This window comes from Microvirga sp. GN3 (assembly GCF_055792825.1).
This window is the reverse complement of record NZ_JBVVAK010000093.1, coordinates 17365-31123: the sequence shown is the minus strand read 5'-3', so window position 1 is coordinate 31123 and position 13759 is coordinate 17365. Positions and strand designations below refer to the sequence as shown.

Genomic DNA, 13759 nt, shown 5'->3' with positions numbered 1-13759 from the left:
GTTAACCAAGACATTTTATTATCTTATAGTTGCGTTGAGGTATCGGCCTCGAATTGCTGGTGATGAGACTGCGCCGCAATAGACTTGGCATAGCGAGCATTAAGCATCGTTGAATGAGCCCTCTTGCACCGCGAGGGTAGGCATCCGACATGCGGGAATCCCACAGAAAATATCGAGTTCTGACCACCTACGCTCCGCAAGCGAGCGTCGTGAATTCGACATCTGCGACACAGATCGTCTCAGATGAAGTTTAGTCTGTGTCTCATGGGGATCTTTTCTGAATGAACACGAAGAACACTGCGCTGAGCTTCCAGGCCGGTGAAACGGTCGTGTATCCCGGCCATGGCCTCGGGGTGATCACGGGAATCGAGGAGCAAGAAGTTGCCGGGTTCAAACTTGAGCTCCTCGTGCTTTCACTCGACGTCGGAAAAGTTACAGTTCGCATTCCCTTGGCAAAAGCGAAAAGCAGTGGCTTGAGGAAGCTGTCCGAGCCGGCCGTCGCCAACCAAGCACTCGAGATCCTGAGCGGAAAGGCTCGCGCCAAGCGGGGCATGTGGAACCGCCGAGCGGCGGACTACCAAGAGCGCATCAGCACTGGGCAGTTGACTGCCGTCGCGGAGGTTCTGCGGGACCTGAACCGCGGGCCGCAGCAGGAAGAGGCGTCCTACAGCGAACGGCAGATCTTCGAGGCTGCCCTGGATTTCATGGTGAAAGAGATTGCAGCGGTGAGGCAGTTAACCGAGACCGAGGCCCGTACTCACACCTCCCGCCTGATTTTTGCTGATACGTCCTCACCTTGCGGCGAAAAGTCGGCTGCGAGCGCCTGCTGCAGGATCCTGTCGCGGATCTCACGCTTCATGCTCCCGACCCTGCGGGCCATAGCATAGACCCGATCCTGCAGGGCCGTCACATCCGCCATGACCTGGAACGGCGGCTCCGGCGGGAGCGGCAGTGCAAGGTTGTTCTCCAGTTCTTGCAGCAGCGTTGCAATCGCCGAGTTGTCATCGCGCAGCTGCTGCAACTCTGCCTCAAGCATGTCTGATGTCTCCTACGGCTCTCCGGGGATCGCCCGCTTCTGGATTTTGGGTGCTCCCAGGACCTCGCTAGCATTGCCATCGCTTGTACTCCGAAATATCAGGCCGTTGATGTGATGCGTGTATTCGCGGTCGCGAATTCCGCGGCAAGCGCGGCGAAACGCTCCGGCTCTTCCCAATGAGGCGCGTGACCCGCGCCAGCGAATATCTCGAGGCGGGCGTTCGCGATGGAACCGAGGAGGATCTGCTGCTCGGCCGGAAGAGCCAGACTGTCCTTGTCCCCCCAAGCAATCAATGTCGGTGCTCTGATACGCGAGAGATCGGCTGTAATGTCCGTTTCAAGCAGAGCGGACCACGCAGCCTTCCAGACGCGAGCAGGGACCTTCAGGCTTTCGGCGACAACCTCTTCCATCATGGGGCCGGGGATCGGTTGCGCCAGAGTGCTTGCCTGGAACTCGCGGACGAAAGCAGGGCTGATGGGGTCAGAAAGTGAGGCGATCTCTGTCCGACCGAAGTCGATACAGGCGGGATTGCGGGCGACCGCCGCGAAGGCTCCGATGAGAACGAGGCTGATAACGCGCTCGGGGTGGTCGATGGCGAATTGCTGGGCGATGAGCGAGCCCATGGAGTGCCCCACCAAGACGGCTCGTTCGAGATCAAGCACGTCCATGAAGTTCGCGAGATCGGCCGCGAAATCCGCGATCGCGTAGGTTTCAGGGATACTCGCGTCCCCGTGTCCCCGCTGAGTTACCGCGATGGGGCGAACTGTCATCGGCAGATGCGCCAGCACGGCTTTGTAAGACGCGCATGAATCTGTGATCCCGTGCAGCAAGATGACGGGCGTAGAGCCGGCGGGATTTGGGTCGAGATACGGCAACACGACACCGCTTGGCAGAACGGCCTTCTTTATCGTGGAAGCAAACGTTTCTCCCGCTTCTGGGCGGGCAAGTGAGCTGGTCGCAGGCGACATCAGTCTCTCCTGTCTTTGGTGGCCTTTGGGTGTTCCGCGGGTGTCTCGACCGCATATTGGCTGAACGCACCTATGATCCCTTGCGGAGGAGTCATAGATGATCGGCACGAGTCAAAGTCGACTCAGGTCAAGAAGCTCACGCTTACCGGCCCAGGTCCGGTCGAGACGGGCTTCCAGTTCCGCGGCTTTATCAGCATCACCCTGACGCTTATAGACCTGCGCCAGGCCAAAGCAGGCCCAACCATTGTTCGGCGCCGCAGTAAGGCTGGCGCGGAAGACCTCTGCAGCTCGCTCGGTCTGGCCTGCCAGCAGCAGGACTGCACCGAGCGACTGCTGAACCGGATAGTACCAGTAGGGCGGCTCCATGTAGGGAAGCTTGCCCTCGATCGCGGCCGCGGCCTCGAACTCCTTGATCGCGCCCTGAAGGTCCCCGGAAGCTTGCGCCCTGCGGGCGAGGACGATGTGGCGTGCCAGGTTGAGCACCTGCGTCGCGGGAACGCCAGCAGACGTCAGCGGCGTGAAATCCGCCGTTTCGACCAGCTGCGCGATCGCGTCGGCTTCGCGCTGGGCGGAGCTCATGTCGCCCTTGGCCGAAAGCGCCAGCCCTCGCGCGTAGTGCCACATGGCCTTCACATAGGGCAGGGACGCGCTTGGAGCCGGAAGCGCCAGCACCACGTCGGGCTCGCTGAACTGCGCATGGGCGAAGAGCGGCGCCGCCTTGATCGGCTGGACGAAAGCCGGCATCGCGAGGGCGGATTCCACCGTCACGGTCCGCTCCAGCTTCTCCGCCGCCTCGATCGCGGTCGGCCCATCGCCAGCCATCTGGGCGGAGACAAGGAGGAAGTGGATATTGTGCGGGTAATAGCCGCCGGGATAAATCCCTTCCGCCTGGACCCGAGCCAGATAGGCTTCATCCGCCGCCACGGCAGCCTTGTTCATGTGCAGCGCATCGCGGTAACGGCCGAGGCGGAAATAGATGTGCGACGGCATGTGCACCAAATGTCCGGCGCCGAGTTGCTGCTTGGCCAGCCTGTCCGCATAGGGCTCGGCCCGCTCGGGACGGTTCGACGCCTCCACCGCATGAATGTACAGGTGGATGGCGCCCATGTGCTCCGGATTTGCGGCGAGCACCCGCTCGAGCGTGCTGACGATCTCACCAGTCCGCCCCGTTGCGGTCTTGCCGCCATCGGCCCAGTAGTTCCAGGGCGACAGGTCCATCAAGGCTTCCGCGTAGAGGACAGCAATGTCGAGATCCTCCGGAAAGCGCTCGGCCACCTTTTGCATGGCCTGTGCATACGCTTGGTCGAGGGTGGCCCGATCCACGGCTGGGTCGGCGGAGTAACGCGCTGACAGGGCCTCGATCAGCGCCTGCTCCCGTGCGCTCGCGCCGGCCGCACGGGCCTGGGCCTTCTCAAGCGCCTCAAGCGCCGGCTGCACGGCAGAGGCGGCCATCGGAGCGTTAATGTTGGGCCCGAGCACGAGCGCTTCGGCCCAGAAGCATATGGCGCAATTGCGATCGAGGCTCTGGGCTGTCCGGAAGCTCCGCCGGGCTTCGGCATGATTGAAGCCGTAGGCGAGCGCCAAGCCTTCGTTGAAATAGCGCTGCACATCAGCATTCTTGGTCGTGACTGGGAACGAGAGCGAGCCAAGATTGCCCCAAAGCGGCGCGGCCGAGTCCGGCCATTCGGTGGCAGCCGCATGAGGAAGTCCGCCGAACTGCTTCAACTCCGTCGGAACCGCCGTGTCGTGCGCATGCGCGGATGCGCCCGTAAGAAGGGTCGTGGCAAGGAGGCCAGCCCTCAAACCATTGCGAAACATAGTGTCATCCTCTCTATCATGCCGTTGGGCGGACGCCTTCAAACTGTCTCGGCGCCAAGTTATGATGCAGAAGAAGTTCCAGGAGAATGATCGGCGCGCCGGTTGTTTTGCCCGATCCGCCGGATTGAGGTCGCTATGGATGCGCTGTTGGAGATCTGCAGGACCATGCAGCTGTCCGGAGCTGTCTTCCTCGACGCGGAGTTCACCGCGCCCTGGTGCATAACGTCACGAGTTGCTCCGGAAGACTGCATTCCCTTTATGCCGCAGCCGGCTCAGGTGATCGGCTATCACTACGTGACCGCCGGGCGGCTGCTGCTGACCGTCGAGGGCTACCCGCCCACTCCCGTCGAAGCCGGCGAGATCATCCTTCTGCCGCGCAACGACGAACACGTCCTCGCGAGCGCTCCGAATCTCAGACCGGTCAACGCACACTTCCTGATTCAGCCGGGAGCGGCCGGAGGATTGGCGCGCATCGTGCATGGCGGCGGCGGTGCAAGAACGCAAATCCTGTGCGGATTCCTCGGCACCAATACGCCACACGCGCCGATCGTCAGCTTTCTGCCGAAAGTGCTCAGGATCGGCGTGGAGCAGGGGACCCCCGGTAACTGGATCGAAAGTTCGTTCCGGTTTGCTGCGCACCAGTTGGGCGAAGGCCGGGTGGAGTCGCCAGTCGTATTGGCCAAACTCGCCGAGCTTCTGTTCATGGAAGCCGTCCGCCGGTTTGTGACGTCGCTTGCGCCCGAGACCAGCGGCTGGCTGGCCGGCCTGCGCGATCCCATCGTCGGGCGCGCCCTAGCCCTGCTCCATAGCCGCTGGACCCACCGCTGGACCACGGAGCAACTCGCGCAGGAGGTCGGATTGTCCCGCTCCGCCTTCGCCGAGCGCTTCACGAGCTTGATGGGCGAGCCGCCCATACATTACCTGGCGAACTGGCGGATGCAGGTCGCCGCCCAGCGCGTGAAGGGCTCCCACGAGCCGATCGCGCGCATCGCCTTCGAGACCGGCTACGAGTCGGAAGCTGCTTTCAATCGGGCCTTCAGGCGCGCCTTCGGAATGCCGCCGGTGACCTGGCGCAAGCGGCAATCCGCGTGACGAGGTTGGCAACTGTAAGGCGTCCGGTTGATTCGAGCGAGCCATTCAGCCGACCAAAATGCAACGGCCCCTTCTGGCACGGGGCTGACGTTAGCCGTACTTCTGCAATAGGAGAGTGAAGCGGACCTTTACACGGCCATGCTTAAAGACTGTCCCTGACCCGATGCTGACTCTCGCCGCCCGCTCCACTCACCTGAGAGCGGACATTGGGCTGAGCGGCACTCAGGGCCGACTGTGGACGGGTTGCGGCGTCCGCAACTCAAGCGGCTCTAACTCAAGCGGCTCTCATGCAGAAGGGGCGCGAGATTTTTGCGACTGCGCGGCAGCCTACGCCCCCTCTCGTTCCGTCGTCGAGCAGGTCGGAACTCAACTGTCCTTCCGCGTCGCGATGCAGGCGTAAAAGGCATAGCCGCCGAAGAAGCGGTTCTCGGCCGAGGCGCGCTCGAGGTCATCTACATAGGCGTCAGCCTCGGCCTGCGTCATCGCGCCTGCTCGCGGCAGCAGCACCCGCAGTGAGGGTAGACCGGGCGCCGTGAAATCCGCGTGGCCGATATCCATGGCGAGCCAGCCGCGCGACCACAGCAGGGTGAGACCGCACTCGGCCAGCAGCCGCGGCATGGCGCGCATCACGCGCGGATGAGCAACCAGCGCATCCTGCACGATGCGGTCCGTCGCTGCGCCGCCGTCCGGCGCGTCGGTGGCGAAGGTGGCCGAGGCGTAGTCGCCGTCGAAGATTACCAGCCGCCCGCCGGGCCGCAGCAGCCGGCGGGCTTCGGCCAGCACCGTGGCAGGCTCGGCGACGTGGCTGACGAGAGTGTGCATCACCACCACATCGAACGTCCCGTCCGCGAAGCCGGCGAGCTGGTGCGCGTCGCCCACGCGGAAGCCGATGCGGTCGCCCAGGCCTTCCGCCTCGGCGAGGCACCGGCCGCGTGCGATCAATTCCTCGCTGACGTCAACGGCGGTGATCGGGCCGATCAGCTCCGGCCGGCGCGCAATCATCCGTGCCGCGACGCCCGTGCCGCAGCCAAGGTCGAGGATCGCTTCCGGCCCTGCCAGAACGAGGGCATCCATGTAGTCATCAAGGATGCGCAGGAAGAGTGGGTGCTTCTTGCGGGCTTCGAGCCGCGCCGCGATGGCCTCGAGCGCCGCGACATCCATCTGGAAGGTGCGGCCGTAAGGATCAGGTGAGATGATGCGGGCCTGGTAGGTCATGGCGATCTGTCCTTGCTTGCGCCCCAGGTCACCTGGCGCGCGGGGTTGGGTGCGACGGGCCCGTCGGCCTGAGCTTGGCGGACCATAGAAGAAGTTCTACGCTCATTGTCGGCCGAGTGGTCAGGCTCAATCGGCCGTAACCGAGGCGTTCGTGCCATGCCCGACATTGCCGTTGTCTGGCCGGAGACCGCGCCGCGCGCTGTCGCGTCTTCGTCCCTGTCCGTCTCGGCGTCGCCGTCCGCCACGGCCGCCGCGCCGCTGCGCGTGGCGATCCTCGTCCTGCCGGGCGCAACCACCGCTGCCACGGCTTGCGGCATGCTCGACGTGCTCTCGGGCGCGGGTCGATCGTACGAGCGTCTGACGGGCGAGGCCACGGCCCCACAGGTAATGATCGAGGCCCGGCTTGTCTCGCCACAGGGCGGCGAGATCGCGGTGGCGAACGGAGTGGTGCTCGGCGGTACGCTGCCGTTGAAGGCCTGCACGCCGCCCGAGGGAGTGATCCCCGACGTGATCTGCGTTCCGGCGCTCGCGACGCCACCGGACCGGGCGGTCGGCGCCCCCGACGCCGTGCTCGTCTGGTTGCGGCACTGTCACTCGGAAGGCGCGCTCGTCGCCTCCGCCTGCTCGGGCGCGCTGCTGCTCGCTGAGGCGGGTCTGCTCGACGGCGGCGAGGCCACCACACACTGGGCCTTTTGTGCCGGGTTACGGCAGCGCCACCCGGCGGTGCGGGTGCAGCCAGCGCGGGTACTTACGGCGTGCGGACCGGGGGCGAGGATCATCACCGCGGGCGGCGGCGCCTCGTGGCATGACCTCGTGCTTTACCTGGTCGATCGCTTCCTGGGGTCGGATGCGGCGCGACGGGTGGCGAAAGTGAACATGCTGCGGTGGGACAAGCTGGGACAGCTCCCTTTCGCGGCGCTGGCGGCCACGGCGCAGCACGGCGATCGAGCGGTGCGCGCGGCGCAGGACTGGCTCGCGGCGAACTACCGCGCGCCGCACCCGGTGGCCGGGATGGTGGCGCACTCTGGTCTGCCGGAACGGAGCTTCAAGCGCCGTTTCCGCGCCGCGACGGGGCTGCCGCCGCTGGACTACGTGCATGCGCTTCGGGTGGAAGAGGCAAAGCAGATGCTGGAGACAGAGACCCTACCGGTTGACACGATAGCGGCCGAGGTGGGCTACGAGGATCCGGCCTTCTTCCGGCGCCTGTTCCGTCGGCACGTGGCGCTGACGCCGGCGGCGTATCGGCGCGCCTTCGCCCGCCCCGCGCCGGTGCCGCATGTGCGCCTCGACGGTGTTCCCGGCGCCGAACGTTCCAGAACGCGACCGTGACGCATCTTGCGGCGCGTACTTCAGCCCTGTGATCCGTGTCATCGGCACGCGCAGCCGATCAGGCGGGTGAGGAAGGGCTCGCCGCGCGCAAAACTGCGATCACGGGGAGTGCGCCGCCCAGAGAGGATTTGTTCCCGGGCTTGCTCCCTTCGGGAAGCGGGACACCCCGCTTGGACCTGGACATTCTGGCCAGCGGTCATGAGCACCGCACCCATAGGTCGAACACATGGCCGCGCGGACCGGCCTTGCATCAGCGCTTACAAGGTCGTTGCCGATGGGGTGCTGTCTACACATGGGGTGCTGTCTACACATGGCACGGGACTGACCTAAGCCGAACTTCTGCAAGAGGAGAGGAAAGCGGTCCCTTATACGGTCACGCTTAAAGACCGTCCCTGACCGAGGCCGTGTGGAAACGCGCTTGCTGAACATGGATGCTGATCGCTGTTTTGCGAGTGCCATGATAGCGCGCATGGGTAGATGATGGGGTTCAGGCTGCCAGAGCCCTTAGCAGCGGCCCAACACCCAGGATGGTAATCATCCGCTTCAGGTTGTAGGCCAGCACGTGCAGGCTCATCTCGGTTTTGACCTTCTCCAGGGTCTTCATCAGAAAGTGCGTGCTGCAGAAAGTGCGTGCTGCCCATCCAGGCCTTGATGGTCCCGAATGGATGCTCCACCGTCTGCCGGCGAATGAGCATGGCCTCGGGCATGCGCTCGAGACGAGCCTGCATGCGGTCGAGCACATCCTCGTGCTGCCAGCGCTTCACCCGCTTGTGCTTGTCAGGCGTGCAGCGGGGTTTGAGGGCGCAGGTCGAACAGGCGGTCAGGTTGCGGTAATGATCGATGGTGTCCCGGCGGTCTGACCGCACCTTACCCTTCGTCAAATGTTGGCCTGCCGGGCAGGTGTAGCGGTCATGCTCGGCATCGTAGATGTAGTTCTGCCCGGTGAACAGGCCGCGGTTGGTGTTGCCGGAGGTCTGGGTCTTAGGAACGCAGGGCAGCACACCGCTGTCCTCGCAGGCCAGTACCTCCTCGCCATTGAAATAGCCCCGATCGGCCAGCACGGTGAGCTCTTCACACGCCATTACGTCCCGAGCGTGCTGCCCCATTGCCAGCAGTTGGGTCCGGTCGTTGCCGACATTGGTCACCACGTGCGCCACGATCAGATTATGCTCGGCCTCCACCGCCATCTGCACATTGTAGCCGACGATGCCGGTGCCTTTGCCGCTGGTGGCCATCGACCGGGCATCGGGATCGGTCAGAGAGATCTGCTGGTCGGGCGCGGCCGCCACCTGCTGTTCCATCTCCTTCAAAGACTGCATCTGCCGGCGCAGGCCCTTGATCTTCTCCTTGAGCCGGCTTGTCCGGGCCTCGGCCACATCATTGTCCTGCCGGTCGGCGCGATCCAGAGCGGCGAGGTAGCGCGTAATGCTGGCTTCGACCTGTTCCATGCGCTTGGCCACCTTGGCGACCGTGAAATTCTTGTCGCGATTGTTGACGGCCTTGAACTTGGAGCCGTCGATGGCAACGACCGCGCGGGTGAACAGGTTGAGCTTGCGGCACAGCACGACGAACTGCGCATACGCCGCACGAATGGCCGGGCCGTTGTCGCGGCGGAAGTCGGCGATGGTCTTGAAGTCGGGCGTCAGCCGGCCGGTCAGCCACATCAGCTCAAGATTGCGCTGGGTCTCGCGTTCCAGCCTCCGGCTCGACTGAATGCGGTTGAGATAGCCGTAGATATAGATCTTCAGCAAGGTGGCAGGATGATACGATGGGCGGCCCGTCACCTCCGGCACGATGCCGGCAAAGCCCAAGACCGCGAGGTCCAACTCGTCGATGAATGCCTCAACAATCCGAACGGGATTGTCTTCGGTCACATAGTCATCCAGGCAGTCAGGAAACAGGGTTGCCTGCCGACGGTCCTCACCCTCTACGAAACGCTTCATCTCGACCTCCGCCGACCACGATCAGCTTAGCAGGTCAAAGCGTTTTCACACAGGCTGGACCCGAAGCCGCCCTTCGCAGTGGAGGAGTCTCGTTTTCTGGCTTGCACAGGAACGACATGCCGGAAAGGGACATGAGGATACGCCTCTCTGCCGGTCATCGCCCAATGGATCGACCCTACCGCGGCAAACATCAGGCCCCCCTGCGGCCATATCCTTGGTGCGCAGTGCTTGGGCCACGACTTGCCCACCCTTGCGAATAGCCCTTAGTGTCTGATCGCACAACGACCCGATCCGAGGAGCATCGATGATTGTCAGGTATCCCGCCGCCGTCTGTCGCGCCGCCCATTCCGCGTTGGCAGGTGCTGTTGCCGTCGTTCTTGTCGGACTATCCGCCAATGCCCAAACCGGCGGGACAGGGAGCGCTCTCGATACTGTGACGCAGCGCGGCTCCCTCCAGGTCTGCACCACCGGCGACTACAAGCCTTTCACTTTCCACAAGACCGATGCCGACGCCTACGAGGGCATCGACATCGAGTTGGCCAAGTCGCTCGCCAAGGCCATCGGGGTCGAGGCGCGTTTTGTGAAGACCAAGTGGTCGGACCTCATGGCTGACTTCACGTCGGGTAAGTGCGACATTGCCATGGGCGGCATCTCGGTCACCCTCGAGCGCCAGAAGCGTGCCTTCTTCAGCGCGCCCTATCTCGTCAACGGCAAGGCTCCGATCGCCCGCTGTGCCGATAAGGCCAAGTTTCAGTCGGTGGCCGACATCGACAAGCCAGAGGTGACGGTGATCGTCAATCCGGGCGGCACGAATGAGCGCTTCGTGCGCCAAAACCTCAAGCAGGCCAGGATCGAGGTCTATCCCGACAATGTCACGATCTTCGATCAAGTCCTGCAAGGCAAGGCCGACTTGATGATCGCAGAGTCGATCGAGACGAAGGTGCAGGAGAAATTGCGCCCCGGTTTGTGTGCCATCAATCCCGACCAGCCACTCCAGTACGGTGAGATGGGCTATTTGCTGCCGCAGGGCGACATCGTCTTCAAGGCCTTTGTCGATCAGTGGCTTCATCTGGCCAAGGCCAGCGGGGAGTTTGGCCGGATCTACGACCAATTCGTGAAGTGATCGCGCCGCGGCGCCCGGGATGTGTGTGATTTGATACCCGGGGGCTGTCGCCTGCTACCCTCTGTTTTCAAATCCACATTCGGATGGCGGCGAGGAGGACGAAGGCGAGATAGCTTGCGGCTAGCTTGTCGTAGCGGGTGGCAATCCGCCGGTACTCCTTCAGCCGGCCGACCAAGCGCTCCACGACATTGCGCTCCCGATACAAGCACCAGTCCATGAGCCGGGGCGTCTTCTCGGTCTTGAGCTGCGGGACAACGGCGCTGATCCCGCGGCCACGGAGGTAATCTCGCGATGGCTTCCCAGTTAGCCCCGATCGCCCACAACCTTCCGCGGCCGAAGTTTAGGCCGCCCAGAGCCTGTTCGCTTCACCGCACCGTGGCTCATCAGTTCCGACAGGGCGGTCCGCTCGTTCCGCTCGCCCGCCGTCAAAACAACCGCCATTGGCCGGCCCCGGCGGTCGCAGTGCAGATGCAACTTGCTGCCGAACCCGCCACGGCTGCGGCCGAGGGCTTGACGATGCTGCCCCCTTTTACCCCAGCAGCGCAACGATGCGCCCGCACGTTCGTGCCGTCGATCATGTGTACCTCCCAATCAATGCCACCTCCGGCGTCCGCCATCCTGCGCAGCTCGCCGAGAATGCAGTCCCACAGCCCGAACCGAGTCCAGCGGTAAAACCGGGTGGCAACAGTCTGCCAGGGACCAAACCGCTCCGGCAGGTCGCGCCATGGTGCGCCAGTCCTCGCCAACCAGAGCAGGGCGTCAATGATCGTGCGGCGGTTCTTCGGAGGTCGGCCCGCGCGCCGCTTTGGCAGGAGCGGCTCAAGGCGGGTCCACTCGCAATCAGTTAGTGCGTGACGTAACATGGCCTGCTCCATTTGCTCGGCAGCTAAATGCGGCCCGAGAAGGTCGGGTTGTCACGAGGGAGGCGCAGAATGAACCCCGACAGTTCAAGTGCAAATGCTGCGTCTGCCTCGATGACGCTTCTCCAAATCGCCAGCGGCTCCTGGACTGGGCAGGCCATCCACGTCGCGGCCAAGCTCGGGATCGCAGACCTGCTTGAGGATGGGCCGAAGTCTCCGGCCACGCTGGCTGAGGCCACGGGCACGCACGCGGGCACGCTGCATCGTCTCCTGCGGGCGCTGGCCAGCCTAGGCGTCTTTGCAGAGGACGCGGAAGGTCGCTTCGGCTTGACGCCTCTGGCCGAGGGCCTGCGGACGAACGCGCCAGGCTCGCTGCGCGCCTACGCCATCATGCTGGGCGAGGACTGGCACTGGCGCGCCTGGGGCGATCTGCTTCACAGCGTGCGCACTGGCCAGCCCGCGTTCGAGCACGTCTTCGGCTGCCGCGTGTTCAGCTACTTCGGCGAGCATCCCGAGGCGGCTCGAGTCTTCGATGCGGCCATGACAAGCCGGACCGGCCAGGAGACCGCTGCCGTGACCGCCGCCTACGACTGGCCCGCCAGCGGCACGATTGTTGATGTCGGCGGCGGCCAGGGTGCGCTGCTCGCGGCCATCCTGGCGCGGAACCCTGATGCTCGCGGTGTCCTATTCGACCTGCCGCACGTGATCGCGGCCGCGCGGGAGATGATCGAGGGAGCTGGGCTTGCGAACCGCTGCGAGTTGGTAGCGGGCGACTTCTTTGAGCGGGTGCCGGCCGGGGGCGACCTTTACCTGCTCAAGCGGGTTGTGCATGACTGGGACGACCAGCGCGCGAGCGCGATCCTGCGTATCTGCCGCGCTGCGATGGGCGAGCAGAGTCGGCTTCTCGTGATCGAGCACGTCCTGCCGCCCGGCAACGCGCCGTCCTGGGGCAAACTGCTCGATCTACAGATGCTGGTCTTGACCCCTGGCGGGCGGGAGCGGGACGAGGCAAGGTTCCGAGCGCTTCTAACCTCAGCTGGTCTCCGCCTGGAGCGTGTCATTGGAGCGGGGCCGACGGCCAGCTTGATTGAGGCCGTGATCGCCTAAGCCACCCTCGGCGCTCTGTCAGCGTTCTCCAATGTAGCTCTCCGTGGATTTGAAAACGGAGCCTAGCGATGGTGGAAGGCGCCCCGAAGGCTTTTGCTCGCTGGCGCGATGCAGTCACGTTCGCGCAGGAGGCGGCCGAAGCTTCGGCCGCCTCTTTGAAGTCAACCATCTCAGGCAGGAGCCGAGAGCGCCGGATGCGGCCTTGGAATAGCAAACGGCCGCTCGTCGCGGCGACGAAGGGCCGCTCCTGGCACTCTTGAGACGTAAGCGCTTGGTCCGCTTCCGCGCTCAAGAGCCGACGTTCGTTGAGCGTCCGGAAGGTGAAAGTTTGACCCGGGCTGACTTTGGCCAATCGGACTCAAACGGCTGGTGTACAGAACAATCCCGGCGGCGTGTTGACCTCACGGGCAAGATGCGGTCGATTTGGAGGGGGCGGTTCAGGGATCCCAGCCTATTTGATCGTTGTTTCCAGCATTGACAGCAGAGAGGATAGATCATGTTTCGATCGTTATTGTCAGTGGCTGCACTCGCATCGATTGCTCTCTGGGGCCCGATGCCGGCGATCGCCGACCAGACTGCGCTGACGTCAAACGCCAGCATCAAGAACGACCTCAACTATCTGCTCTACAAGCCTGCGGACTACGACACCTCAGGAAAGACCTATCCGCTTGTCGTCTGGCTTCATGGAGGGGATCAAGGCGGCCGCGATATCGAAAAGGTCAGAACGAGCGGGCTACCGAAATTGATCGAAGGCGGAAAGGAGTTTCCGTTTCTCGTTTTCTCGCCGCAGAACCCCAGCGAAGAGCTTCTCTATCCGATCGAAAAAGTGGGAGCCGCGCTCGAGGATGTCGTCGCAAAGCACCGCGTCGACCGCAGCCGGATCTATGTGATCGGCTATAGCCGCGGCGGCTTCGGCGCCTGGGCCATGGCCGAACAGTTTCCGGAACGGTTTGCAGCCATCGTTCCCATCGCGGGTGGCGGCAACCGCCACTATTTGAACAGGACGAATGAAAAGGCCGCCTTCTGGGTGTTCCACGGCACGGAAGACGCGGTCATCCCATTATCCGACTCGGTCGTCCTTTATGAACGGCTCAAGGGTCTCAAGCGCAATGTGCGGTTGAGCGTATTGGAGGATGTGGACCATAGCGCGGTCGAGGCAGCCGCCTTGAACGATGCCAAGATGTGGGAATGGCTTCTGAACCAGCGCCTCGACAGCGCCGCAAAGTGACAGCGCCTGGCACTTCTGAGTCGTAGGCGCTTGACCTGCT

General features: G+C 63.7%; 9 protein-coding genes and 2 pseudogenes. 6 read left to right on the top strand and 5 right to left on the bottom strand.

The features are described from left to right. Nucleotides 1-281 precede the first annotated feature (281 nt). Nucleotides 282-887, top strand: a complete 606-nt coding sequence (locus tag ACS5Q1_RS31750) for a CarD family transcriptional regulator (RefSeq protein WP_473101949.1) — start codon at nt 282-284, stop codon at nt 885-887. Nucleotides 888-1134: 247 nt separating this feature from the next. Here ACS5Q1_RS31750 and ACS5Q1_RS31745 read toward each other — a convergent pair whose 3' ends face one another. Then, complete coding sequence (locus tag ACS5Q1_RS31745; RefSeq protein WP_473101947.1) at nt 1135-2004, bottom strand: alpha/beta fold hydrolase; 870 nt, start codon at nt 2002-2004, stop codon at nt 1135-1137. A gap of 111 nt (nt 2005-2115) precedes the next feature. Beyond that, the gene (locus tag ACS5Q1_RS31740; protein WP_473101946.1) at nt 2116-3822 is read right to left on the bottom strand and encodes a tetratricopeptide repeat protein; all 1707 of its coding nucleotides are present in this window, start codon (nt 3820-3822) and stop codon (nt 2116-2118) included. Between the two features lie 135 nt (nt 3823-3957). Between ACS5Q1_RS31740 and ACS5Q1_RS31735 the strand changes: the two genes are divergently transcribed. Continuing rightward, nucleotides 3958-4914 carry an AraC family transcriptional regulator gene (locus tag ACS5Q1_RS31735; RefSeq protein ID WP_473101945.1) on the top strand — a complete coding sequence of 319 codons (957 nt, stop codon included), beginning with the start codon at nt 3958-3960 and terminating at the stop codon, nt 4912-4914. A gap of 366 nt (nt 4915-5280) precedes the next feature. Here ACS5Q1_RS31735 and ACS5Q1_RS31730 read toward each other — a convergent pair whose 3' ends face one another. Further along, nucleotides 5281-6129: a methyltransferase domain-containing protein gene (locus ACS5Q1_RS31730; protein WP_473101944.1), complete on the bottom strand. Its 849-nt coding sequence runs from the start codon at nt 6127-6129 to the stop codon at nt 5281-5283. A 156-nt stretch (nt 6130-6285) separates the two neighbouring features. On the opposite strand from ACS5Q1_RS31730, the gene ACS5Q1_RS31725 reads away from it, so the two are divergent. Then, nucleotides 6286-7458 (top strand): GlxA family transcriptional regulator, encoded by a 1173-nt coding sequence (locus ACS5Q1_RS31725; RefSeq protein ID WP_473101943.1) that lies wholly within the window; start codon nt 6286-6288, stop codon nt 7456-7458. A gap of 487 nt (nt 7459-7945) precedes the next feature. Here ACS5Q1_RS31725 and ACS5Q1_RS31720 read toward each other — a convergent pair. Further along, nucleotides 7946-9401: pseudogene (locus tag ACS5Q1_RS31720) on the bottom strand (IS1182 family transposase). Nucleotides 9402-9705: 304 nt separating this feature from the next. Between ACS5Q1_RS31720 and ACS5Q1_RS31715 the strand changes: the two are divergent. Continuing rightward, entirely contained in the window at nt 9706-10524 is an 819-nt protein-coding gene (locus ACS5Q1_RS31715; RefSeq protein WP_473101942.1) for a transporter substrate-binding domain-containing protein, read from the top strand. 67 nt (nt 10525-10591) lie between these two features. Here the strand turns inward: ACS5Q1_RS31715 and ACS5Q1_RS31710 are convergent. Then, nucleotides 10592-11387: pseudogene (locus ACS5Q1_RS31710) on the bottom strand (IS5 family transposase). A gap of 69 nt (nt 11388-11456) precedes the next feature. Between ACS5Q1_RS31710 and ACS5Q1_RS31705 the strand changes: the two are divergent. Together ACS5Q1_RS31705 and ACS5Q1_RS31700 are read left to right on the top strand one after the other, a co-directional pair. Then, on the top strand, nt 11457-12491 hold the full coding sequence (locus ACS5Q1_RS31705; RefSeq protein ID WP_473101941.1) for a methyltransferase: 1035 nt from the start codon (nt 11457-11459) through the stop codon (nt 12489-12491). 496 nt (nt 12492-12987) lie between these two features. After that, a complete protein-coding gene (locus tag ACS5Q1_RS31700) occupies nt 12988-13719 on the top strand; it encodes a carboxylesterase family protein (RefSeq protein ID WP_473101940.1) in 732 nt (243 codons plus the stop codon). Nucleotides 13720-13759 lie beyond the last annotated feature (40 nt).